General features: G+C 65.2%; 28 protein-coding genes and 1 tRNA gene. 19 read left to right on the forward strand and 10 right to left on the reverse strand.

The window, feature by feature from the left end; genetic code table 11:
* The first annotated feature begins 17 nt into the window (after positions 1-17).
* From ACGFJ2_RS35645 to ACGFJ2_RS35690, 10 genes are all read left to right on the forward strand, one after another.
* The gene (locus ACGFJ2_RS35645; protein ID WP_357943711.1) at positions 18-1,175 is read left to right on the forward strand and encodes a phosphoribosylaminoimidazolecarboxamide formyltransferase; all 1,158 of its coding nucleotides are present in this window, start codon (positions 18-20) and stop codon (positions 1,173-1,175) included.
* Between the two features lie 2 nt (positions 1,176-1,177).
* Positions 1,178-1,822 carry a hypothetical protein gene (locus tag ACGFJ2_RS35650; RefSeq protein ID WP_393475819.1) on the forward strand — a complete coding sequence of 215 codons (645 nt, stop codon included), beginning with the start codon at positions 1,178-1,180 and terminating at the stop codon, positions 1,820-1,822.
* Positions 1,823-2,025: 203 nt separating this feature from the next.
* Positions 2,026-2,946 (forward strand): 2-dehydropantoate 2-reductase N-terminal domain-containing protein, encoded by a 921-nt coding sequence (locus ACGFJ2_RS35655; RefSeq protein ID WP_358179074.1) that lies wholly within the window; start codon positions 2,026-2,028, stop codon positions 2,944-2,946.
* Positions 2,943-3,290, forward strand: a complete 348-nt coding sequence (locus ACGFJ2_RS35660) for a helix-turn-helix transcriptional regulator (RefSeq protein ID WP_225296158.1) — start codon at positions 2,943-2,945, stop codon at positions 3,288-3,290. The genes ACGFJ2_RS35655 and ACGFJ2_RS35660 overlap by 4 nt, the downstream gene beginning before the upstream one ends.
* 264 nt (positions 3,291-3,554) lie before the next feature.
* A complete protein-coding gene (locus ACGFJ2_RS35665; RefSeq protein ID WP_393475823.1) occupies positions 3,555-4,631 on the forward strand; it encodes a hypothetical protein in 1,077 nt (358 codons plus the stop codon).
* Between the two features lie 140 nt (positions 4,632-4,771).
* Positions 4,772-5,095 (forward strand): hypothetical protein, encoded by a 324-nt coding sequence (locus tag ACGFJ2_RS35670; RefSeq protein ID WP_393475826.1) that lies wholly within the window; start codon positions 4,772-4,774, stop codon positions 5,093-5,095.
* Positions 5,096-5,771: 676 nt separating this feature from the next.
* Positions 5,772-6,884, forward strand: a complete 1,113-nt coding sequence (locus ACGFJ2_RS35675; protein ID WP_358179066.1) for a TOMM precursor leader peptide-binding protein — start codon at positions 5,772-5,774, stop codon at positions 6,882-6,884.
* A complete protein-coding gene (locus ACGFJ2_RS35680; RefSeq protein ID WP_393475830.1) occupies positions 6,881-8,149 on the forward strand; it encodes a hypothetical protein in 1,269 nt (422 codons plus the stop codon). The genes ACGFJ2_RS35675 and ACGFJ2_RS35680 overlap by 4 nt, the downstream gene beginning before the upstream one ends.
* A gap of 819 nt (positions 8,150-8,968) precedes the next feature.
* Entirely contained in the window at positions 8,969-9,799 is an 831-nt protein-coding gene (gene xerC, locus ACGFJ2_RS35685) for a tyrosine recombinase XerC (RefSeq protein ID WP_393476321.1), read from the forward strand.
* A complete protein-coding gene (locus tag ACGFJ2_RS35690) occupies positions 9,727-9,906 on the forward strand; it encodes a hypothetical protein (protein WP_393476308.1) in 180 nt (59 codons plus the stop codon). The genes xerC and ACGFJ2_RS35690 overlap by 73 nt, the downstream gene beginning before the upstream one ends.
* 143 nt (positions 9,907-10,049) lie before the next feature.
* Here the strand turns inward: ACGFJ2_RS35690 and ACGFJ2_RS35695 are convergent.
* A tRNA-Ala gene (locus ACGFJ2_RS35695) sits at positions 10,050-10,203 on the reverse strand.
* A gap of 251 nt (positions 10,204-10,454) precedes the next feature.
* Between ACGFJ2_RS35695 and ACGFJ2_RS35700 the strand changes: the two genes are divergently transcribed.
* Entirely contained in the window at positions 10,455-10,646 is a 192-nt protein-coding gene (locus ACGFJ2_RS35700) for a hypothetical protein (RefSeq protein WP_393475833.1), read from the forward strand.
* Positions 10,647-10,650: 4 nt separating this feature from the next.
* Here the strand turns inward: ACGFJ2_RS35700 and ACGFJ2_RS35705 are convergent, their stop codons facing one another.
* Together ACGFJ2_RS35705 and ACGFJ2_RS35710 are read right to left on the reverse strand one after the other, a co-directional pair.
* Complete coding sequence (locus tag ACGFJ2_RS35705; protein WP_393475836.1) at positions 10,651-10,896, reverse strand: winged helix-turn-helix domain-containing protein; 246 nt, start codon at positions 10,894-10,896, stop codon at positions 10,651-10,653.
* A 1,003-nt stretch (positions 10,897-11,899) separates the two neighbouring features.
* Positions 11,900-12,313 carry a GntR family transcriptional regulator gene (locus ACGFJ2_RS35710; protein WP_393475839.1) on the reverse strand — a complete coding sequence of 138 codons (414 nt, stop codon included), beginning with the start codon at positions 12,311-12,313 and terminating at the stop codon, positions 11,900-11,902.
* A 132-nt stretch (positions 12,314-12,445) separates the two neighbouring features.
* On the opposite strand from ACGFJ2_RS35710, the gene ACGFJ2_RS35715 reads away from it, so the two are divergent.
* Both ACGFJ2_RS35715 and ACGFJ2_RS35720 read left to right on the forward strand, forming a co-directional pair.
* Positions 12,446-12,694, forward strand: coding sequence for a hypothetical protein (locus tag ACGFJ2_RS35715; protein WP_358179058.1), 249 nt, complete (start codon positions 12,446-12,448; stop codon positions 12,692-12,694).
* Complete coding sequence (locus ACGFJ2_RS35720) at positions 12,691-13,305, forward strand: hypothetical protein (protein WP_358179056.1); 615 nt, start codon at positions 12,691-12,693, stop codon at positions 13,303-13,305. The genes ACGFJ2_RS35715 and ACGFJ2_RS35720 overlap by 4 nt, the downstream gene beginning before the upstream one ends.
* A gap of 83 nt (positions 13,306-13,388) precedes the next feature.
* Here ACGFJ2_RS35720 and ACGFJ2_RS35725 read toward each other — a convergent pair whose 3' ends face one another.
* The 7 genes from ACGFJ2_RS35725 to ACGFJ2_RS35755 all read right to left on the reverse strand — a co-directional run bounded on the left by ACGFJ2_RS35725 (position 13,389) and on the right by ACGFJ2_RS35755 (position 17,927).
* On the reverse strand, positions 13,389-13,637 hold the full coding sequence (locus ACGFJ2_RS35725; protein ID WP_393475843.1) for a type II toxin-antitoxin system RelE/ParE family toxin: 249 nt from the start codon (positions 13,635-13,637) through the stop codon (positions 13,389-13,391).
* Complete coding sequence (locus tag ACGFJ2_RS35730; protein WP_393475846.1) at positions 13,634-13,915, reverse strand: DUF6247 family protein; 282 nt, start codon at positions 13,913-13,915, stop codon at positions 13,634-13,636. The genes ACGFJ2_RS35725 and ACGFJ2_RS35730 overlap by 4 nt, the downstream gene beginning before the upstream one ends.
* 112 nt (positions 13,916-14,027) lie before the next feature.
* Complete coding sequence (locus ACGFJ2_RS35735; protein WP_393475849.1) at positions 14,028-14,792, reverse strand: hypothetical protein; 765 nt, start codon at positions 14,790-14,792, stop codon at positions 14,028-14,030.
* 133 nt (positions 14,793-14,925) lie between these two features.
* The gene (locus ACGFJ2_RS35740; RefSeq protein ID WP_393475852.1) at positions 14,926-15,342 is read right to left on the reverse strand and encodes a hypothetical protein; all 417 of its coding nucleotides are present in this window, start codon (positions 15,340-15,342) and stop codon (positions 14,926-14,928) included.
* A gap of 397 nt (positions 15,343-15,739) precedes the next feature.
* Complete coding sequence (locus tag ACGFJ2_RS35745) at positions 15,740-16,318, reverse strand: cysteine hydrolase (protein ID WP_393475855.1); 579 nt, start codon at positions 16,316-16,318, stop codon at positions 15,740-15,742.
* Positions 16,319-16,326: 8 nt separating this feature from the next.
* Positions 16,327-17,430 (reverse strand): hypothetical protein, encoded by a 1,104-nt coding sequence (locus tag ACGFJ2_RS35750; protein ID WP_393475858.1) that lies wholly within the window; start codon positions 17,428-17,430, stop codon positions 16,327-16,329.
* Positions 17,431-17,444: 14 nt separating this feature from the next.
* Entirely contained in the window at positions 17,445-17,927 is a 483-nt protein-coding gene (locus tag ACGFJ2_RS35755) for a GntR family transcriptional regulator (protein WP_393475860.1), read from the reverse strand.
* 214 nt (positions 17,928-18,141) lie between these two features.
* Here ACGFJ2_RS35755 and ACGFJ2_RS35760 point away from each other — a divergent pair, with 214 nt between their 5' ends.
* From ACGFJ2_RS35760 to ACGFJ2_RS35785, 6 genes are all read left to right on the forward strand, one after another.
* The gene (locus ACGFJ2_RS35760; protein ID WP_393476311.1) at positions 18,142-18,369 is read left to right on the forward strand and encodes an excisionase family DNA-binding protein; all 228 of its coding nucleotides are present in this window, start codon (positions 18,142-18,144) and stop codon (positions 18,367-18,369) included.
* Positions 18,369-18,719: a hypothetical protein gene (locus ACGFJ2_RS35765; protein WP_393475862.1), complete on the forward strand. Its 351-nt coding sequence runs from the start codon at positions 18,369-18,371 to the stop codon at positions 18,717-18,719. Before ACGFJ2_RS35760 ends, ACGFJ2_RS35765 begins: the two co-directional genes overlap by 1 nt.
* Positions 18,719-18,898, forward strand: a complete 180-nt coding sequence (locus tag ACGFJ2_RS35770; protein ID WP_393475865.1) for a hypothetical protein — start codon at positions 18,719-18,721, stop codon at positions 18,896-18,898. The genes ACGFJ2_RS35765 and ACGFJ2_RS35770 overlap by 1 nt, the downstream gene beginning before the upstream one ends.
* Complete coding sequence (locus tag ACGFJ2_RS35775) at positions 18,895-19,467, forward strand: hypothetical protein (protein ID WP_393475868.1); 573 nt, start codon at positions 18,895-18,897, stop codon at positions 19,465-19,467. Before ACGFJ2_RS35770 ends, ACGFJ2_RS35775 begins: the two co-directional genes overlap by 4 nt.
* Positions 19,464-19,643, forward strand: coding sequence for a hypothetical protein (locus ACGFJ2_RS35780; protein WP_393475871.1), 180 nt, complete (start codon positions 19,464-19,466; stop codon positions 19,641-19,643). The genes ACGFJ2_RS35775 and ACGFJ2_RS35780 overlap by 4 nt, the downstream gene beginning before the upstream one ends.
* A 94-nt stretch (positions 19,644-19,737) precedes the next feature.
* Complete coding sequence (locus ACGFJ2_RS35785) at positions 19,738-20,973, forward strand: hypothetical protein (protein ID WP_393475874.1); 1,236 nt, start codon at positions 19,738-19,740, stop codon at positions 20,971-20,973.
* The last annotated feature ends 80 nt before the right edge of the window (positions 20,974-21,053 follow it).

Here is a 21,053-nt window from a genome sequence, read left to right on the forward strand (position 1 = left end):
ACACAGGAGGTCGTGACGTGGACCTGCGCTACGGAATGAATCCGCAGCAGCGATCGGCTATTGCCACACCGGTGGGTCCTGGCCGTTGGCCGGTCAGGGTGCTGCATAGCAGCCCGTCCTACATCAACATGCTCGACGCGCTCAACAGTTGGCAATTGGTGAGCGAGGCGAGTAACGCGCTGGACAGACCGGCAGCGGCGTCCTTCAAGCACGTATCGCCCGCCGGAGCGGCAGTTGCCGGGCCCGTGGACGAGGTCACCGCCGAACTCAACGGCGTCGACCGCGCCGCTGTCGGAGCGCTCACGAGCGCCTACCTGCGAGCCCGCGACGCTGATCCCAAATCCTCCTACGGCGACTTCATCGCGGTCTCGCAGCCTGTCGATGCCGAACTCGCCGAGTTGCTGACCCGGCTGGTCTGCGACGGCGTCATCGCTCCCGGGTACGCTCCGGGCACCGTGGCGGCGCTCAGCCAGAAGAGGGGTGGCCGGTTCCTGGTCATGGAAGCGGACCCGGCCTACGTCCCGCCGCGGCAGGAGGCGCGGGAGGTATTCGGATTGCGGCTGACCCAGGAGCGCGATGAGGTTGTGCTCTCGACCGCGCTTCTGGACGACGTCGTGTGCGGGACGCTACCGGCCAACGCGGCCGAGGATCTGCTGTTGGGCTTGATTGTTCTGCGCTACACCCAGTCCAACTCCGTGTGTTATCTGCGTGGCGGCGCCACGTTGGGTATCGGTGCCGGTCAGCAATCGCGTGTGGATTGCACCCGCTTGGCCGGCGCGAAGGTCGATACCTGGTGGCTGCGGCGCCATCCGATGGTGCGCGCGCTCGCGTTCCGGTCGGACGTCCGGCTTCAGGATCGGATCAACTGGCAGATCCGCTTCATCGAGGGTGACCTAACCGCAGAGGAGAAGCTGCGCCTGTCGGGAGCGCTCTCCTCGCCGATGCCTGAGCTGACGAACGAGCAGCGCACATCGTGGCTCGCGGCCCTGGGCGAGGTGGCGTTCGTCTCCGACGGCGCCCTGCCCTTCCGCGACAACGTCGACCACGCCTCCCGCCACGGCGTCCGCTATATCGCCGAGCCGGGTGGTTCGATCCGGTCCGCGGAGGTGCAGGACGCCTGCCGGGAGCACCAGATCGCGCTCGCCCGTACCGGCCTTCGACTGTTCCACCATTGACGATGCATGGCCTGAAGCTCCTGGACGGCCCGCCACACCCCGACCGGCGGCCTGCCCGCCTTGTCGGTGCGCGGGCTGCGCTCCTCGTGGATCGTCGAGCTGCTGAGCGCGAGGATCGACTTGGGCGTGGTGGCCGCCGCGGCCGGGATGAGCGTCTCCGCGCTGGCCCGCTACCAACAGTTCGTCCCGGCTTTGGAGGCCGAAGCCTGGCGGCTGGCCGCCTCTGCCTGTCCCCGACTACCCGTGAGCATCTGGGACTGGACGCCGACCGGCCACCTGCCGACGATCCGCACGCCTGCCTGGCCGACAACTGGCGTTTCTACCGCGCCTTCGACCGGCTCACCAGCCTTCTCGATCCGGCCCGGCACGACCACCGCACCCGCCTGCCCCAGCACGAGGCCGACCTGCTCGCCACCGCCTGGCAAGACCACGATCCCGACCACACCCGCAAGCGGAACTTGCTGCAAGACATCGTCACCGCGCTTGTGCTCACCCCGGCCCGCTGGGGCAAAGGCCGCGGCTACCTGGCAGGATTCCGCGGCAACGTCGGCATCGACACCACGGCCGCCCCGGTCTTCGCCCGCCCACCCCGAACTCGCCGCTCCACCGGCGAACTGTTCGCCTCCACCGAGATCACCGCGGGCTAGCACCACTCGGCCGGCAGCGACCCACCCGAATACGGCTACGTCCGATCCGACCAGAACGGTTCCAGCGACAATCGCGGCGCTCGCCCAGACCGGCACCGCCTCGGTGATGGCGGCGGCGCCACCCGTTGGATTGTCCAACCAGCGCCAATCCCGAGATACTCTATCCATCGAAAGATTTAAATATTCCTAAGGATGGAGACCGGATGAAGGTGCTGGTGGTGGGGGCGGGAGCACTTGGGCAGGTCTTCGGGATGTGGCTGGCGGCCGGCGGCGCCCAGGTCAGCTACCTGGTCAAGCCCGGCAGGGAGCACTGGGCGGACGGTGACGGCGCGCTGCTGTACCGGCTGCGCCGGCCAGGACGGCCCGTCGAGCAGCGGCTGACGCCGTACCAGGTGGTCACTGAGCCGGTGGCCGGAGAGTGGGACATGGTGTGGTTGTGCGTGGACTCCACCGCTCTGCCCGGCTCCTGGACGGGAGACCTGCACGCCGCGACCGGCGGCGCGACCGTGGTCACCATCAGCCAAGCACCACAGGACCACGCGGTCCTCACCCGGACCTGGCCGGCGGAGCAGATCATCCAGGTGGTACCGGCCCTGCTCGCCTACCAGGCGCCGATGCCCGGCGAGGTGTGCGAGCCCGGCATCGCCTACTGGGCGCCGCCTGGGGCAGCGCTCGGCGTCTTCGGGGCGGAACCGCGCGCCCGGCAGGTGATCGCCGCGCTCTCGGCGGGCGGCGCGCGCGCCAGACGCACACGGCAAGCGGGGGCGGCCGACATCACCGCCGCCCGGATGATGCCCTACATCGCCGCGCTGGAGAACGCGGGCTGGTCGATCGCGGCCACCCGGTACGCGCACGCGGCACGAGCCAGCCGGGAGGCTGTCGCGATCGCCGCGGCAGTGCACGGAAGGCGGGCCCCACTGGCGATCCCGGCCTGGGCCGTGTCCGTGGCCCTACGCGCGCTGCCACTGCTCGTACCCTTCGACCTGCCGCGCTATCTTGAAACGCACTTCACCAAGGTGAGCGCGCAGACGCGCCTGATGCTGGACGGCTGGATCGCCGAAGGCGCGGCCCGTGGCCTTCCCGTCACACACCTCACGCAGCTGCGTGCCGAGGCGTCCGCATGACCGGCCATGCCGAGGCGCAGGACGTCCTGGCGCTGTTCGCCACGACCCGGCCGCTGTTCACCGCGCTGGGCGACGAACGCAGGCAGGAGATCATCGTGTTCCTGCTCGAATCCGGCGCTTCGCGCAGCGTGAGCGACATCGCCGACCACCTGGGCCTGTCCCAGCCTGCCGTGTCGCACCATCTGAAGATCCTGCGTGACGCGGGGCTGCTCACCGTGCGCCGCAACGGCGCACAACGCCTGTACGCGCTCAACGCGGCCGACTATCCGCGTCTGCTGACCCCGCTGCGCGATCTGACCTCTTCGATCATCGCCTGCGCCACGATCCCCGGCCCTCCGGCTTGACCCTGCGCCAGGGGCCGCCCTGATCGCCATGCTGGACCGGCCGTCTCACCCGGGCACCCGCCGCCCCACGGCGTCGGCGGCGCGTACGGCCGACAGGTCCCGTTCCAGCGGCTCGGTCGCCGGCCAAGGCATCCCGAGAGGACCTAGTACGGAAACCCTCAACCGCCCCCGCCTTCGGCGCCGTCCACACCCGGCACGTTCGCCCATCCCGCACGCGAACTCGGCCACAGGCTCGCCCTCGACTACAAAGTGGATCAACGGGGGGTGCCGGGCAGCGTCCACGGCGCCCTGCTCATCGACGGCTCCCTGGCCTGCCCGCTGATGCCCGACCGGCTCGCCCAGGTCACCACCGGTCTGGACGACGCCGCCATCCGCGGCCCATCGGAAGAACTCACCGCGCTCATCAGCGCGCGAGCGCCGTACCTGCTGCGCCTCAAACAAAACACGAACGCGGACGGCGCCATCCGCTTGCAATGCCCGACAGCAGGCACCTCCCCGTCGGTCACCTGCCCCCGCTTCGACCGCCTCCACCAGCGCGGACCCAACCGGCCCGCCGCAGTCGACCTCACCAACACCCGACAACGAGGCGCTCACCCCGCGGCCAAACCCCGCGTCCTGCCACCGCAGCCTGACCTGAAGACCGACCAACTGCCGAAGATCTGCCGCCAGCACACCATCACCCTGCACCCCGGCGATCTCGGCCACCTCGACAAGTTCCGCCAGGACCTGGCCTACCTGAGTCCCGCCTGGATCGGGACCTACAAGCCTGTTCGCGCCAACACCGAAGGCATCAACGGCAGACTCAAGGGACACGACCTCGACCTCGGCGACCCCAAAAACCGGCTCGCCCACGGACGCGTCGCCCAGACCATCCTGGTCGCGCTGCTCGTCGCGGTCGCCAACGACCACTTCCTCGATCAGTGGCGCCACACCCACGAGCCCCAAGACGAGCCCATCACACTCGCTGACACCAGCCGGGACCTTCGACGGCGCACCACCCGCAGGCCAGAGCAGGCCACCACCCGCCCCATAAGCCGCAAAACCCGCCACCCCACCGCAGCACCCAACCCACCGTCGGCTTCGCCATGCCCAACGGCCGAATGTCGGTCCTCCACCAGCGGCCTGACACCACCCGGGCCTTCCCGGACACCTGCTCCGCGGTTCCCAAACCAGGACGAACTCGATTCGGAAACTCCTGAAACGACAAGATCCCGCCCGATCACCAAGATCAGACGGGATCCCGTCAACTTCAGTCCAGCCGTCTCAAGAACGGCCCCTGGTGGAGATGAGGGGATTCGAACCCCTGACCCCTTCGATGCGAAGGAAGTCCGGGAAGTCTGAGGATGTCGATCCGAGTCGATCGGATGCCTCTCACCTTACAGAACGCTCCGGGGAGGACGCGGGAAGTCCGAGGGAGCCGTAAGGCGGTGGCTCCCGAAATTGGCTCCCGTGGCTCCTCCCCGGGGTGGGAGAGGAATCCCATGATCGAGTACCTCCCTGACGACAATGACGGGCGTTTCCCCGAAGACGCTCCCGTCCTCGTCAGGTATCCCCTACGCGATGACCAGAACGACGATCGCGACTCGTGGCCGTGGCTGCCGGGCACTGTCCTGGCTCAATGCGGTCCCGACGAGTGGCGGGTCGTCGTCGAGGTGCCTGCTCTGGCCATAGCTGACCCTAGCGTGCCTAACAGCGACGCTCCCGAGAACCTGCTCTACCCCGCATGCTTTCGCGACGCGACCGAGATTCGCGCCGTCAGCATGCACGCCTGGCAGTGTGTACGGAACGAAGTAGCGAAGAGCTGACGCGGTTAACAGGCCATCACCACTAGGCCGAGCCGCGCAGCGGTCTACGGGCTATTGCGGGGGCGGCGCGGCCAGCCCCAACGGCATCGCTGCCTCCGCGCACAGGTGATCGTGGACGCGATCGATGAGCTGTTGCAGACAAGTAGAGGCCACAGGTTAGCTCCAAGCGAGGCTAGTCTGGTGACGCACACGGAAACGCGACCCGGTTCGGTAGCCCGGGCGACCACGCGCACTGCAAGGGCTCACCCGATCAGGCGCTTCGCGCCCAGGGGCCGCGGCGTGCTCCCCGGGGCCTTCGACCCCTCCCATGCGAGATCGTCTCGCTGGCAGTAGGAGCGGAGCGGTATGTGATGGAACGGGCGTTCAGCGACCTGATGGCCTAATCACACCGTTCAATCCGAAGGCGCAGGAAATCGGGGCTTATGTCGGCGGAACCTTGTGGCTATGATCGCTGATCATGGTGCGTAACTCGTCGCGCACCGCCCTTCGTTCTATCGAGGAGGCAACGTGGAGAAGTCAAGCCAGGTAACCGAGGACAAGAAGCCCACGAAGAAGATCGACCTCAAGATCAAGCGGCTGGAGAAGGTGGAGACCACCCAGCTCCGTCTGGTCGGCTGACACCTACGGATACCCGGCCGGTCAGGCAGGACCTGGCCGGCCCTCCTGTGTTCTCGGCGTGATCTGGAAGGTTCTCGTGCACTTCCCCCGCATCAAGAGTGTCCATCAGCCCATGGCCTTGCCGGATGGTCGCATCGTCATAGGTCTCATGCAGCAGGGCATCTCCTCCGAGATCCAGGACGATGAGGACGGCGCGATCGCCCAGCTGATCGTCCTAATGGACGGCACCAAGACGATCGATCAGATTTGTGCCACTTTCGCCGAGACACACCCAGATTTCGATGACCAGAGTGTCCGCGAGGTCATCGCGGGGCTGATCGACAACGGATTCGTCGAAGACGCCGGCGCGCCGCTTCCCGGCAACCTCACCCCGCGTGAGGCGGCACGCTACGGACCGGCCAGAAACTTCTTCGCGTGGATCGACTCCACTCCGCGGAGCTCTCCGTACGACATTCAGTCCAAGATCAAAGCTGCCAAGGTGTGCCTGCTCGGCATCGGCGGCACGGGCTCCGCCGTGGCGGCCGGACTGGTCTCCAGCGGTATCGGAGCTCTGCACATCGCCGACTTCGACACAGTCGAGGAACCGAACCTCACGCGCCAGCTCCTGTACACCGAGCAGGACATCGACCGGCCCAAGGTCGACAGCGCCGTGGATCGGCTGCGTGCCATGAACAGTCTGGTCACAGTGACCGGCAGCACCGTCAAGGCAGGCGCGTCCAATGACATCGCCGCCCTGATGGAAGACTGCGACGTGTTCGTCCTCTGCGCGGACAAGCCGCACCCGGACATCATGTTCTGGACCAACGAGGCGGCGCTGCGCACCGGCACGCCATGGTTCGTCAGCTTCTACACGGGGCCGATGGCCGTCGTCGGATCCCTGATCCCAGGCGAGACCGGGTGTTGGGCGTGCCTGCACCGTCAGGAGGACCGTCGCGAGGTCAACGCCCACGGCCGCCCACTTACCGAGGAGCGTCCGAACGCCGTGGTGGCGGCGAGCGCCAACATCAGCGGGCATCTCTGCGCGCTGGAAGTTCTGTATCACCTCGGCGGCCTGCCGACCCAGGTGCGCGGCCGGGTCTTCCACTGGAACTACGCCATGTGGGATCACTCCTACTACATCGACGTTCCGCACGACGACGACTGCCCCGCCTGCGGGCCCACAACGTCGTGAGTGCCGCACCGCTCACCGCCGACAGCAACGTCGGCTTCCATCCGCTGATCGTCCGCCCGGACGACGACGACCCGGAAGTCGTGGTCGTCGGCCGGTCAGAGATCGGGGAGTTCATAGAGCTGCCGGCGGTCTACGGCGACGCAATCAGCCTCCTGAGCGCGGGGCTCTCCATAAGCGCCACCGAGGAGCGGATGGCAGCCGAGCAGGAGGTGGAGCTCGACGTCGCGGAGCTCGTGGAAGCCCTGGCGGATATGGGATTCGTCCGTTCCGTCGATGGACAGCCGCTGCCGGATCCGGAGGCGAACACTCCGCGCAGCCATTTCAGCCGACTGACCGAGCTGCATGTGGCGTGGCTCTTCAGCCGGTCGATGAAACTCGTCTGGCTGCTGGTCATGGGCGCGGCACTGGTCACCCTCGCCATGCGGCCCGATCTGCTGCCGAACTACACGGACTTCTTCTGGGGCGACTACGTCGGCCTGACGGTGCTGGTCAACACCGTGATGATGTCGATCAGCATCAGCATGCACGAGCTTATGCACCTGACGGCGGCCCGGTCACTCGGCGTTCCCGGGCGGATCGGCTTCGGCACCCGCCTCCACAACCTGGTGGTGCAGACCGACGTCACGGCGGTGTGGGGCGTGCCGAGGCGATCCCGCTATCGGGTGTATCTGGCGGGGATGGCCTGGGACCTGTTTCTCATCGCGTCCCTGACCCTGCTGGTCGCCCACGTAGCCATGCCTCAGCCGGTGAAGGCCGTACTTCAGGCACTCGTCGTCTGCGTCCTCCTGAGCATTCCGTTCCAGCTCCAGGTCTACATGCGCACCGACCTGTACTACGTTCTTCGCGACCTGCTGCGGACCCGGAACCTTTTCGACGACGGGCTCGCCTACGCCAGGTATCTGCTCGCGAGAACCGTCGCAGGCCTGCGCCGCCGTCCCGCTCCTGTCGCGGACCCGACGACCGGGCTGGCCCCCCATGAGCGGCGGGCGACCCGCGTCTACTCCGTCTTCCTCGTACTCGGTGCCACCATCAGCCTCAGCTTCCTCGCCCTGTTCGGCGTTCCGATCGCGATCGCGGCGCTGGTGCGAGCCCTCCTCGCCATCGCCGACGGCTTCAACGGCGGACCGGTGCTCCTAGCGCTGGACTCCGGGCTCCTGGTGCTCATCGAAGGCGGCATCCAGGTCCTCTTCGTAGTGACCTTCATCCGGGGCCACCGGCGTTGGTTCCGTCGGCGAAGCACAGCCCCCGCCACCCGCTCCTCGTAGGGCGGCGTCACATGTCGATGCTCGATATGTCCCCGTACCGCCCCAGCTGATCAGCGGCTTCACCGCCGTAACCTCAGCCTTTGAACCTCTCTATCTATCACCCCACCCCCAACCAAATTTACTGCAGATGACGTAACCATACTGCGGCGTTCCGATCTCCCGCAGCCACCCGTTCATGCAGCCAGGCCAAGGCAACATCCAATTGACCGATGTCACTGAAAAGCTTTATTGCCGTGTCATAGGCGCCAACGATACCATTCTCTGCCGCACGTTGATGAATAGGTATTAGCTCGTCTACCCGCCCCAGATCAGCGAGAATGTGAGTAACAAACGTAAGCATCAAGAGGTCTCCGGACTCGGCCGCATACCGGTATAAGCCTATTGCCTCTTCGGTACGCCCTTGCTTCTGAAGGTAACCTGCAGCGCGGCCGAGTGCCGTTGAGTCTCCTTGCCGTCCGGCTTTCTCGCACAGTTCGATAGCCTAGGCGCCTAAGGGCGACAGGGTCACCGTGATTCGCAAGGCGAGAGCTTGAGTGTCAAATCGTTCTGGAACAGATATATCTGTACCGGAAAGTAATTCTCTTGCGTGGGCATGTGGATCATTTGGATTGTTCAGATTGTTATCGTCCACTCTCGAAGTAAGAGTAAACCAGTAGCCAGGCCAGGCGGTACCAAGGAGCAATATCGGTCCCCGCTCAGGGTCTCGCAGCAAGTTTCTCAGTTCGGCTGCAACTTGCGCACCGATGCTGCTGTCAGGAGTAAGGAGGTAGAGCTGAATTTCATTCAGCCATATTACGAATGTGCTCGCCCTCGTCCGCTATGTCCTCCACCACCAGAGGCGATAACCCCGAGAACACCATATGCGTCAGCTCGTCGACGTTGGCCACAACTCAGCGTGACGTTGTAACACCTTCCGTCACCACCGAATCCGCGACAGAGCCGAAAACCCGTACAGTCCCGCTACGTGCCGATCACGTGGACGAGTGGATTGACCAGCTCGCCAACACGTTGGCCACCACCACTCTTCGGGAGATTCACGGCGTGCTGAAGCGAGCTATCCGGCAAGCTCAGGCACGCGACATGGTGCTCAGGAACGTTGCCGAGCTGGTCACCACACCAACGGGTACGGATGGACGCCCCAGCAGGGCGCTCACTCGGCAGGAGGCAGAGGCCGTACTCAAAGCCGCCGAGTTCTCCGAACTCCACGCCTACGTGGTGCTCAGCCTCACCGCAGGCGTCCGTACCGAGGAAGCCCGCGCACTGCGCTGGGATCATGACGTCGCCTGGATCCCCAGCCTCAAGACCTGGCATCCGGAGACGGAGGTGGGATTTCAGCACAAGAAGTTCGCCATCTACGTATGGCGTGCCGACCGAGAAGGAGGGGACACCAAGACACGCAAGTCGCGTCGCACGCTGGACCTGCCCAAGCTGGCGGCGCGGGCACTCCGGCAACATCACACCCGCCAAGCCATCCTTAAGCTCAAGGTCGGCGAGGCGTGGCAGGATCACAACCTGGTGTTCTGCACGAGCGTCGGAACCCCGCTGGACGCCTCGAACGTACGGCGGCCTTCCGCAAGATCACCAAACGAGCGGGGCTCGGAACCGCCTGGAGCGCCCGGGAACTACGTCACTCGTTCGTCTCCATCATGAGTGACCAAGGCGTACCCATCGCCGATCTCGTCGGGCACGCGGGCACCAGCGTCACCGAAGCCGTGTACCGGCACCAGCTCAGACCGGTGATCACCAAAGGTGCCTAAACGATGAACTCCATCTTCGGCGACAGCCAACACGGGTAGAGAGTCCGAGCGAGATGGCTCCCCGATTGACTCCCATCGACTCCCAGACAAGGGAAAAGGGGCTCCGGATCAACTCCGAAACCCCTTGTCACCTGCAAATATCCTGGTGGAGATGAGGGGATTCGAACCCCTGACCCCTTCGATGCGAACGAGGTGGAGACGCAAATCCGACCTGGCGTTTCCTGGAGTTTCCCCAGGTCCGAACGGGTTTGGCGTACAACCTGCGGCCACCTGCGACCACTTGAAACCACATGATCCACTCCCATTTTCGCTCCCACTCCTCCCCTCCACTTTTCCCTATCTGTATAGGTTATTTCTGACCGACCTTAATGACTCTTGCATAACGCAATAAGTAACTACTTCCACTTGCGGCGCTCGTGACGCATTATGTGACGGTCCCGTCACCGTGGGGAAGCGCGGGGCAAAGGTCACATAGCGACAGGGGGACCCTCGAAATGACCGCAGCATCCCAACCCGCCCACCAACGTCCATCACCCGAGTTAACCGCGATGGAGCAGACCTACCCCGCCTACCACATCCACGAACAGCGCACCGGCATGTGGAGCGCCGTCCGGGCAGCCGCCCCCACCCGCCGGCAGGCCGAAGCCGGACTCCACCAGTACATCGTGCAGCCCGACGCGCGGGCATTGGCGGCCATCCTCGCGCAACAGCTGGAGATCGCCCACCGGTTTCGCGGCTGACCAATCACGGCTGCGGCCGGTCCTCGGGCGGTATGACGAACGTGCCCATCGACCGGCGCACCACGACCAATCCCTCCTCGGCCAGGGCCGCAATCACGTGCAGGGCAGTGTTTCTGCCGATGCCGTACTGCTGCATGAGCCTGGGAATGCCGGGGATCGTGGTGCGTGGCGGAAACTCGCCGTCCAGGATGCGCTGGCGCAGATCGTCCGCGACCTCTTCCCAGCGGTGCCGCGGCTGCCACTTGATCATGGAATGACGCTAGTGGGACCAGGCAGACCCCATCACACCGGGCATTACCCCGGACTACCTGGGTAGTCCTGGGACGTCCCAGGACTACCCAGGACCGCCACCGGAACCACCTGGAGAATGCTTATGCGTGAGTGATACACATATGGACGTGGCGGCGGGGATCAGCCTCATGCAGAGGTTGTCGGGCCCCGCCGCCACACCTATGGATACGCGGAGAACCGCGATCCGGATGTACGGAGTGCCCTCCCAGTGCCGGCTACACGCCGGAAACGCGTGGGCATACCGGACCCTCCTAAGAGAAAGCATTCCACCCTAGGCGCACCCGATCCACCCAGACGCGAAAAAACTCATACCCTGAGACACAGGAAGCTTGACAAGAGCAACGGCCCTGTGGATACCGGAAGTGGCAAACGAGCCGACCAGGTGCGATCGTGAAGCCTTGTCGCGTTCGACGCCCTCCAGGTAGAGGCCGCTCCCCCGGAGGCAGAGCCAAGCATCCCCGGAGGACATCAATTGCCCTACAGGGTGCAACCCTCGCAGCATGGCGAGATCACCGGTACGTCCCTATGGTGAGCAGTGGGCCTCCTACCTGCTGGAGTGTTCAATTCACGCCGGTAGGAGGCCCAGCCACCCTAGAGGTGGCGGCGCGGGTCGAACATCGTCCACAAGACCTTGAACACGGCGCCGGCAACAGCCAGCGCCGTGCGGATCCTCTGGTGACGCTCGTCCCGCTTGCCACTCTCGGACATGGACCGGATCTCCTCCCCCACCGGGCCATCCGGTGGGCAGTCCTGATGGATCAGGCGGAGAGGTTCGCGCGTGCGATCGGTCCCCGAGAGCTGCCCGCCCAACATCGCTCACCTTGGCCAACAGCGCAACGTGGACAATTTGCTCTCGGGGAGTCGCTTCTCCCTCGTGGCGCGTAAGAAACAGTCCGCCGGAGGACGATCCTTAACCGGAACCTCCGAGGAATCGTTTCAGCTCATCGCCAAATGGGCAGCGGTCAGACCTCGGGCCCGCGGATCTCCACCTTGTCGGCAGGCAGCACTTCGACCTCGCCGCCCCTCCGTTCAAGCACGAACACCGCGGCGTCCGGGTCGAGGTCGAGCCGAGCGCTCTCCTGGTCGTTGGCTATGCGGAAGATGCCGCGGCTTCCCGGCTCCATCACTACGACGGTGATGTCATCCGACCCGGCACGTACGACGGTGCCCCAGTTCGGGACCGTGTAGACGTAGCCGGTCTCGCGCAGATGCTTGATCGCCTTGAGGATGGTATTGCGGGCCACGCCGTACTCGTGCTCAAGCGCCACGACGGCGGGCAGGCGACGGCGAGGCCGCCATTCGCCTGCCTCGATGCGCTCGCGGAGGAGCGCTGCGACCTGCAAGTACACCGGCTGCTCACCCTCGGGATCGATCACGGTTTAACGGTAGGTACAGGGTTGATCCGTACCTGATTGCGCTCAACGTACTGGATAGAACCTAGACCGTCACGTGACCGTTGTTGCGACGCCTACTGGCCTACTGATAAGTAGGGGAATACGGTCGGCTCCATGGCCCTCCCCGACGACCCAGCTGCAAGCGAACTGATGTCCCGTTTTCCCAAGTGGACGATCCGACGCAGCGATGTCGGCCGCTACTGGGCGACTCGGGAGGAGTCGCGGCTGTCGCCTGGATGCTCGGTCACCGTCGACGCCGACGACCTCCACGGCCTTGAGGCGAAGCTGGCTTACCAGGAGCGGCTACGCGCCCAGCTGGCCAGGCGCGCGGAGATCCCGTTCACGACGGGAGATCCGACATGACCAGGCTCCCCAGCGGCTGGCGAGTACCCGACGCCAACGTGTGGACGGGCGAACTCGTGCCCTACCCGCTCGCTTTCGCCTGGCATGCTGCGGTCCTGGACGTCCGACTCTCCTACCTGGATCCGGTCGACGGGGACTGGATGTTCGACGTCCTATGGGCGCGCCACGGCCAGGACCGGTCCGGGCATCACAAGTGGAGGGCTGTCAACGCCCTGCGGCAGCGGACCATGATGGTCGAGCACCTCTGCATGGTGTGCAGCAAGCCTGCCGCCGAGCTGGGCGGACGGATCCCGTGGCTGTTCCACACCGACCCAGAATCGACCGGCGACGGCGCACGGCTGACGAACCTTCCGCCCACCTGCTGGGAGTGCATCCCGGAAGCGCTGGACACCTGCCCGCCCCTGCGCCGGCGCTCGAGAGTCTGCACCGCGGCCGGCAGTCGGGCATTCGGCTTCGTGGTCGATCTGTACTCCCCCAGCGGCGACGACGAGACGGCCGTCAGGGTGGAGTGCGACGCCATGCTCACGGCGTCGTCACCGCTGCTGCGTTGTGCGCTGGCCAAGCAGTTGTGGGTCGCACTGGACGACCTACAGGACGCGGCCCGCCCCTAGAGCAGCCCGGCCTTCGCCGACCGGAGGGGACGAGCGAGGGCCGGGCCTTCAACCCTCCGCAAGGCGCCAGCGAAAACCAGCTGTCAGCCCGCCCACACGATGTCGACGATCCGCACGACAGCCACCCCATCCAGGATCAGGAACGTCACGAACCCGTGGCCACCGAAGTCCGAGCGCCGCACCTGCGGGTCGTCGGTCGCCATCGAGGTGAGCGGATCGTAAGGGTTCTCGCACACGTCGGCCATGGCCTGCGCCAACGCGGTCAGCGCCTCGTCAGGGAACCCACCGAGCTGGGATAACGCCCGCTCGGACAGATCAGGACGGTAGGTCACGAACGGCGGGCAAGTTCCGCTGCGATGGCCTGCGCCAGCGGCACGGCTTCCCCGCGGCCTGCTTTGGCGTCCTCGATGGCCTCGTAGTAGGCGGGCCGGTTCGTGGCAATCACAGCCAGGCTCCAGCGGTGCAGCAGCTGCCGCAGCGCCTTGTACTGGGCGACGTCTCTCATGGCCGCCTGCGCCGCTGCACGGTACTGGCGCAGAAACTCGGGACGCTCCCTCGCCGGCAGACCGTCAAGGATCACTTGAGGGTCCAGCGGGTCATCCTCGAACACTGGCTGAGCAGACACCACACCCTCCTCTCGCTGCCCTTACGAGCCTACAGACATGGCATGTACTTGGCACCCGAGAGGGATGAAGAGATAGACGCACCGACGCCGCATCGACTTACAAGGAGTCGCTGCTATCCTCACGTTTCGCGCCGGTGCCCGGCTTGGGTACCTTGCCTCCCCGTGTCCTCCTGGACAGGAGTGTCGCGGCTGCCTCACCCAGTGGATAAACGGCGGGCTGGTGTCCGGGGATCTCCTTCCCTCTGAGGAGTTCACGGATACGACCGACCTTCAGGGGCTTCTTTTTCAGGTACTCGGCGAGCTGTGCGGCGGTGGCCGTCTGGTCGGCGGCCTCGCCATCGGGTCGCCCTTCGGCTGGCGCGTCACTCGGGAGGTCGGCAGGAGCGTCAGCGGCCCTAAGAAGCTCCTGATGAACGGACACCAGCCACTGCTCGATCCGCTTGTCGATCCGATCGGCCAGTTCGTTGGCTACCCTGGCCCGAACCTCGGTTTCAAGCCGCTCCTCAAAGCTCTCCTTGAAGCGTTCGTCGAAACGCTCATCGAAGCGTCGCTGGAAGCCGGAGCCGTCGCCCCACGTGTCGGCGTAGACGGTGAAAAGGTTGTCGAAGAAGTTGTCCACCCAGGTGTCTACGCCGGGCATCCCGTCGTCCTGCCACGTCTTGAGTTGATCCTGGAACGCCGCTTCGAAGCGGATCTTAAATAGGGCATCGAACCTGTCTTGGAACTTCCGTCCCGCCGTGGTGTCTCGCGCTTGTAGGCGCGGTTCGAGTTCTGTGTCGAACCGCTCGGTGATCCACTGATCGAACCGGGCGTGGAACCACTCTTCGAATTGCTCCTCTGTCCACCGTGCCCTGAACCCCATGTAGCGCCCTCGCCAAGAGCAGGAGAAATGGATCAGTCAAGTGGACGATACGCAGGGAATGAACTGGTCGAATAGAAGATGACCAGGAACGGTTGGGTTTCTCTAGAGAGACAGAAGCCGACCGTTGACGTTCTTAGCCTCGCGAGACGGCGGCTACCAACAGGTCCGTTCGGCCTTGCTCAATTAGGTACTCCACGAGTCGCTTGCGCGCTTCTGGCGTGTCGTTGTGCTGGCTGTTGAACAGAGGACCCTCGGTTTTGATCGCTTCCCGCTCGGCCGTCTCAGCCTCCTTGCGACTAGGGAAGCGGTTGATTGTAGATCGCACCGCGAAGTCCATCCACGACGACGACTCAACGTGCGACATGGTGCGAGTAAACAGCTTGTCGGTGATGCCCACGTAGAGCAGGCTGCCTCGCTCGTCGTAATACCGGTACAAGGCGGTCTGGAGCGGCGGGTCGACTCGGCTCTTCTCGGCCGCAGCCAAGAGGGCTGCCAAGCCATCATCCTGGTCGTCGTCCCCTGCGGAAATGCCTCTGGCCCGCCGCACCATGCCCACCCCATCAGGGGTCCAGGACGGGATCGAGTGCCTACGCACGAACCATGGATGGCGTTCGGGATCGAACCTTTCCCACGTGGGAGCTACCGCGTCCGGCGCGTCCGAGTCCAGATGTGTTCGACAACGCTGCCGAATGTAGGCCGCGTCCGGGAGTCCTGGCTCCATCGCCGATACGGACTTACCGGGAGCAACGCCCCACTCGCTCCACCCACCGTAATCGCAGTTCGCACCAATGCCCTGTTGGCACCGTCCCCGTTTAGTCCGGGCGACGCATTGAGGCAGCGGAGAACTATTACCGAGATCCATGAAGACAAGTAACTGATCTCCGACCCGGACGAGGAGGCGCTCGTCGTCCGGGTCGGCCAGCGTAACCGGGTCCATCTCGTAATCCTCAGACACTGGCCTGCTCAATCTGATCGAAGACGTCGCGGTTCTCTCTTGCGCACGCGAGGAGCTGCGCGGGGATGTCGGCCGTCTTTATGATCTGGCCTTCGCCGATGAAGCGACGCGTGACGAGGATGCCCGCTTCGTGCACATACTGACCGGCATGGCTCGCGGAGGCGTCCTCGATCACCCAAGGGGTCAGATCAAGCTCGAACGCGCCAAGCGCAGTCGCCAACACGCAGCTCTCCGTCGCGATCCCACACACGTAGATGTCGCGCCAGCCGTGCTCAGCGACCAACGCTGCGCCGGCAGCGTCCGCGAATAGGCCGTACCCCTTCTTGTCGATCACAGTCGCCTTGTCGATATAAGGCTGGAGTTCCTGAACGATGTCGATCTGCGGCGACGTCATGCACTCGGACCAGTGCACTAGCCGCTCGAACGGCGATCCGGGATAGTTCAGATACCTGGTAAAAACGACTGCACCGCCCGCTTCCTGCCATCGCTCCACTATGTTCGCAATGACGGGCACTACATGCGCCGACTCCTCTCGCACGAAACCGTTCTGAACGTCGACCACAACGAGCACCGCACTACTCACTGCTGGCCTGCCTCTCGGAGAGCCTCGATTGCATGGTGGAGATGGCCCGGTAAGCCGCTCGTTTCTAAGACCGCGTCACGCATTGACCGGTGTTGGCCAGTCTCTTGCGGGCGAGGGTTGGTGAGTCGGGAGCGTGCGGCCCGCAGGAACTTCCATCCGTAGCCCTTCGGCACAGTGGGCATGCGCCCTTGCTCGACCTGCTGGTTGACGTTGTCGCTGAAAGCCCAAATGGCCTGGAGATTCAACTCGTAGGCCACCAGTTCGTCTTCGGAGAGGGATCGGGCTGGATCGAGCGGATGGTAGGCGACGCCGGACCAAGACGAGTACCCAAGAGAGACTCCTTTGAGGCCGAAAGAGCGCATCTCCTGGTGCTCGAAACCTCCAGCGAGCAGTTCCTTCTCCGCACGCTCAGCGGCGACGAGACAGGTTGCGCTATCTGTACTGTCCCGCTCCACCAGGACGCGGGGTGCGCACATGACCCGCAGCGCGGTATCGAGCATTCGCCCCACCCAGTTCGGGCTGTGTACCCAGTAGGCGCTGAGGACATACGAGGCTCGGAAGGAATCGTCTCCGGCCAATGCCCCCAGACGGCCCGTCGCCCAGTGCAGGTTCTCGTCGTAGGAGCGGTACCGCCAGACAGCCAGGCTGGCGATGTTCGGGACGACGAGATCCTCAACCAGATGGAAGATGGCGACGCCGAATGACCACAGGTGCAGGTTGCACTGCCCGGATGGGTGATCCAGGGGGATGACGTGACAGTCCTGCGACGAGACAGGCATCAGACGCTTCACGGCCGTCTCACCGACGAAGGCGGCGATGAACTTGTGCGAGCGGAGCCCGAGCATGTCGGATGCCGCCGGCGTCACCGTGCTCACCGCAACAACTACGTCGCCCGGCGGCACGACGCTCGACTCCCAGGCTTCGAGCGCGTCCGGAGTGACTGGCCAACCGACCAAGGATGTGAGCGTTGCGGCGAACTCCTCGACGGTCATGCCGAGGCTGTTGCGGGCGAGCGCAAGCCGATTTCGCGCGAGAGTTGCACAGTCAGGGTTGTAGGTGGAGCGGGTACGGAGATCAATCACACGGTCACGCTCGACCATCGACGCCCTCGCTCTCAATGGGGATGCTGGGTTCCAGTGTTCAGGTGCGACGACGCCACGGAGGTGGCCGCGTCGATGCTCGGCATGGGATGTCCGAGCCGGTTGTAGAGCTGTTCGACGAGTGCTCTCAACTCAGCTACCTCGCTAGCGAGATCACGTCCTGACTGCTGGTCATCAACCCGGGCAGCCAGCGCGCGCACCTCGTCGCGCAGTTCTGCGATCTGAACCGCAATGTCTTCCAGATTGACTCGTTCAGCTTCCACTTCTTGGGGCTTGGCAATGACGAAAACCCCCTTGCCGGCGACCCCTTCAACCAACCCTTCGTTCCGGAGCAACGCAACGCCGTTGCGTGCGGCCGTGGCCGAGACGCCGTGCTGGCGCTCGAGTTCCTTGGTCGACGGGATCGCTTCCCCCACGCGCAAAGCGCCCGACGCAATCTTCGCTCTGAGATCGTTCGCAACCTTCACGTAGAGGGTGCGGTCAGCTGCGTCGGTCAAGGAAGCTCCTACTGCACTAGGGACATCTATGTGTCCTAAGTCCAGCACATCCGCAGGTTGCAATCTACTCACCTCCTCGGTCTCTGCTTGACGAACCTTGCATGCATGGTTCAGCATAGCATGCATGAAGACAGTCCCTCCGGTGCAGACAACTGAGACAGCGGTGTGCATGTGCGCAGCTACCGTGCCCGACACATCGGTGGCCGAGCCTGGCATGTCCGTTTCGGAGGCAGCGCGCCTGCTTCGCCGTTCGCGTGAGTACTTGTATTCAGGGCTGCGCGAAGGACGATTCCCGGGCACGCAGTTTGGCCGAGCGTGGGCGATGCCGCGCCAGTTCGTCGAGGGATTCGTGCGCGACGTTCTCCAGCGCGGATTGTCGATCAGCTTCGAGCACTACGCCACCGAGTGGCGTGCCAAGAACAACACCGAGGTCGTGGCCTGATGCTCGCGATCTCCCCAGACATGCGAAAGGCGGCCCCGCCTGCCAAGACATGGGCCGCCCGCATGTCCTCCACCAGTCGTCCAACCGGAAGGAACCCCTTCATCATGGCACAGCCCCACGCTTCCACCGTGCCGGTGCCGGTCGAAACCCTGCAGATGGTTGCGGAGTCGCTGATGCTCGTCGCGAGGTCCGCGGACGTGAACCGGTGCATGATCGCCGACCTGCTCGGCGAGGAGATGCAGGTCGACGTCTCGGTTCTCGCCGAGCAGATCCTTCAGCCCTCCGCGCCGCCGCCCGCTGGTGTGACCGACCTGTCCTCCTACCGTGCTCGTCGTCTGGCGGTGTCGTGATGATGACGACCGCTACCCGCCACGAGTACGTCGAGCGCGGCCACAGCCCTTCCTGGCCCGGAGGCGAGAAGCAGTCCGTCCGGGACGCTTACGACCGGATGCTCACCTACCAGACCGGGACGCGCGTGGACCCGTGCTGCTCGGACCGCAACTGCTCCTGCAAGCGGAGGTCGCGGTGACCGCCACCGACCCGTTCACCACTCCGGCCGAGGCACAGCATGAGGGGCTGGCCCGGCAGGCGCGCGACTTCTTCGCGCTGGCGATGACGCCTGAGCACTTGTCCATGTGGGCCAGGGCCGGCTCCGGTCAGCTCGACTACGAGAACGGCGTGCAGGCGGTGCGGGACGCGTTGGTAGGCCAGGGGCACGCGACGCTCGCGGTCAACGCCAACCTGGACCGGATCGCGACCGCGCTGGAGATGCTGGCCGCGATGCCGTCGGCAATCCAGTGCCTGGGCGACCAGATGAAATCGGGGTTGCAGGAGGTCGGCGGCGAGCTCCACGAGCTGTGCGCCACCGTCGACCAGGGCGTCGAGATCGCCGACTCCACAGCAGCGGCGACCGCCTCGATCTCCGTGTCGATGCACGACCTCACCGACGCAGTACTTCAGCTCTCGGAGCCCCGGCCGCGCTGGTGGCAGTGGCGGATCCGCCGAGCTCTGCGAACTGCCGCCGAGCCGCAGGAGACCGCGCCCCCGCCCTCCTGCGGTGGCCGGGCATCCCAACCCAACTCCTGGAGATCGACATGAGTGCGACGCAGATCGACCGGCTCGTGAAAGCGATCAAAGCGTACGAACTGGCCAAGCAGCGCGGCTCAGACGCCGAGAAGAACCGCTGTTTGGCCGTGCTGGACAGCGTGCAACGCACCTCCTCCCGGAGGGAAATCGGGGCCGCATACCGCGAGTACGTGGCCGAGACGAGCTGACGATCCGTGAGCCTCCCGGCACCCTCCCGGTCGGGCGGTTCACGAATCACCAGCCCTCCTCCACCTGAACCTTTGACCGAACGGACCAAGTGACATGGACGCGACGCACGCACCCCCAGCCCGCGAGATCAACGCGTGGGCCGGCAAGCGGGGCCGCCCCACGCGTGCGATGAAACTCGCAGCCGCGGCGAAGGCCGCCGCCGACGTGCGCGGCTACGACACCGACCCCGACGTGGTCGCGCTGCGGATCGAACGGCTGCGCACCCGCGTGGACCGGCTCATCTGGATCGGCCTGATCCTGGGCCTGCTGTTCACGATGGCGAACGTCCAGCGGTTCGCGGCCCAAGGCGCGGCAGTGTGGTCCATCGAGTGGTGCATCGCCTGGCTGCTCGACCCCATGGTGTCGCTCGTCCTCGTCGGGGTCCTGCTGGGCGAGCAGATCATTGCCCGCCACCAGATCAAGGGCGGCCGGTGGATCCGCCGCACCAAGTGGACCGCCCTCGCGCTCACCTATCTCATGAACACGTGGGAATCCTGGTCGACCATCCCGGCCGGCCGCCCCGACTTCGGCGGCATCCTGCTCCACTCCGTGCCGCCGGTCATGGTGTTCTGCGCGGCTGAGGCGGTCACCACGCTCAAGCACCAGATCACCACGGCCGTCCACAAGGCCTACCACTGGGCTGCCGTACGAGCCGCCGCCATTTCCGGAGCGGGAGAAGAAGCCGTCGCCCGCGCCAAAGCGATCGCCGACGCGCACACCGCCACCGAACCGGACGTCGACTCGCGCGCGTCCGGCGCCCTCGCCGACCTGAAGATGTGGACGCGCCAGCGGGTGCTCGGCGTCGAAACCCCGACGGTGGAGCCGACAACTTCGGTCGCCGCGGCGGTCGTTTCCCCGACCGTTGACGCGACCGAGGAGCGACCGGCCGTGCGACCGACACCTGTCGGGCCAGCGGCGGCTCTCACGGTCGTGGACACGGTCGCGCTACCGGTCGCGGACGGGCACGAATTCGGCGACCGAGACAGCGACCCGAGCCGCGACCCTGACAGCGACCGCGAAAGGCCCGACGAGCAGGACAATCGCGAGGCCGAAGACTGGATCCGCCGTCGGTGCCGCGGCCAAAACGGCGTCGGTCGACGACCGACGAAAACCGAAGTCGCGGAGCGCTACGAATTCAGCGAAACGTGGGGTCTCCAGCGCGTCCAGGCCGTGCAGAAGCGAATGACCGCGCAGGGCTACGAGTTCAAGACCGACAGGACAGTGCTGGCGCCGCCGAAAACGGTCGCTGACTCGGACGCTTCCGGCGACCGGGCGGAGGCGTCCGCATGATCCTCACCGACCCCCCTTCCGGAGACCAGTCATGACCCGCTACTTCGACCCCGCCTGTGAGCACATGCACAACCTGGAAG

Source organism: Nonomuraea sp. NPDC049028 (assembly GCF_043197735.1).
Classification (GTDB): Bacteria; Actinomycetota; Actinomycetes; order Streptosporangiales; family Streptosporangiaceae; genus Nonomuraea.

What these genes read in the sequence shown, in the direction of transcription:
- ACGFJ2_RS35650 (WP_393475819.1), top strand. Translation starts at nt 1,178, where the DNA reads ATGCATGGCCTGAAGCTCCTGGACGGCCCGCCACACCCCGACCGGCGG.
- ACGFJ2_RS35655 (WP_358179074.1), top strand. Translation starts at nt 2,026, where the DNA reads ATGAAGGTGCTGGTGGTGGGGGCGGGAGCACTTGGGCAGGTCTTCGGG.
- ACGFJ2_RS35660 (WP_225296158.1), top strand. Translation starts at nt 2,943, where the DNA reads ATGACCGGCCATGCCGAGGCGCAGGACGTCCTGGCGCTGTTCGCCACG.
- ACGFJ2_RS35670 (WP_393475826.1), top strand. Translation starts at nt 4,772, where the DNA reads ATGATCGAGTACCTCCCTGACGACAATGACGGGCGTTTCCCCGAAGAC.
- xerC (WP_393476321.1), top strand. Translation starts at nt 8,969, where the DNA reads ATGTCCTCCACCACCAGAGGCGATAACCCCGAGAACACCATATGCGTC.
- ACGFJ2_RS35700 (WP_393475833.1), top strand. Translation starts at nt 10,455, where the DNA reads ATGGAGCAGACCTACCCCGCCTACCACATCCACGAACAGCGCACCGGC.
- ACGFJ2_RS35705 (WP_393475836.1), bottom strand. Translation starts at nt 10,896, where the DNA reads ATGATCAAGTGGCAGCCGCGGCACCGCTGGGAAGAGGTCGCGGACGAT.
- ACGFJ2_RS35715 (WP_358179058.1), top strand. Translation starts at nt 12,446, where the DNA reads ATGGCCCTCCCCGACGACCCAGCTGCAAGCGAACTGATGTCCCGTTTT.
- ACGFJ2_RS35720 (WP_358179056.1), top strand. Translation starts at nt 12,691, where the DNA reads ATGACCAGGCTCCCCAGCGGCTGGCGAGTACCCGACGCCAACGTGTGG.
- ACGFJ2_RS35735 (WP_393475849.1), bottom strand. Translation starts at nt 14,792, where the DNA reads ATGGGGTTCAGGGCACGGTGGACAGAGGAGCAATTCGAAGAGTGGTTC.
- ACGFJ2_RS35740 (WP_393475852.1), bottom strand. Translation starts at nt 15,342, where the DNA reads ATGGTGCGGCGGGCCAGAGGCATTTCCGCAGGGGACGACGACCAGGAT.
- ACGFJ2_RS35750 (WP_393475858.1), bottom strand. Translation starts at nt 17,430, where the DNA reads ATGGTCGAGCGTGACCGTGTGATTGATCTCCGTACCCGCTCCACCTAC.
- ACGFJ2_RS35760 (WP_393476311.1), top strand. Translation starts at nt 18,142, where the DNA reads ATGTCCGTTTCGGAGGCAGCGCGCCTGCTTCGCCGTTCGCGTGAGTAC.
- ACGFJ2_RS35765 (WP_393475862.1), top strand. Translation starts at nt 18,369, where the DNA reads ATGCTCGCGATCTCCCCAGACATGCGAAAGGCGGCCCCGCCTGCCAAG.
- ACGFJ2_RS35770 (WP_393475865.1), top strand. Translation starts at nt 18,719, where the DNA reads ATGATGACGACCGCTACCCGCCACGAGTACGTCGAGCGCGGCCACAGC.
- ACGFJ2_RS35780 (WP_393475871.1), top strand. Translation starts at nt 19,464, where the DNA reads ATGAGTGCGACGCAGATCGACCGGCTCGTGAAAGCGATCAAAGCGTAC.
- ACGFJ2_RS35785 (WP_393475874.1), top strand. Translation starts at nt 19,738, where the DNA reads ATGGACGCGACGCACGCACCCCCAGCCCGCGAGATCAACGCGTGGGCC.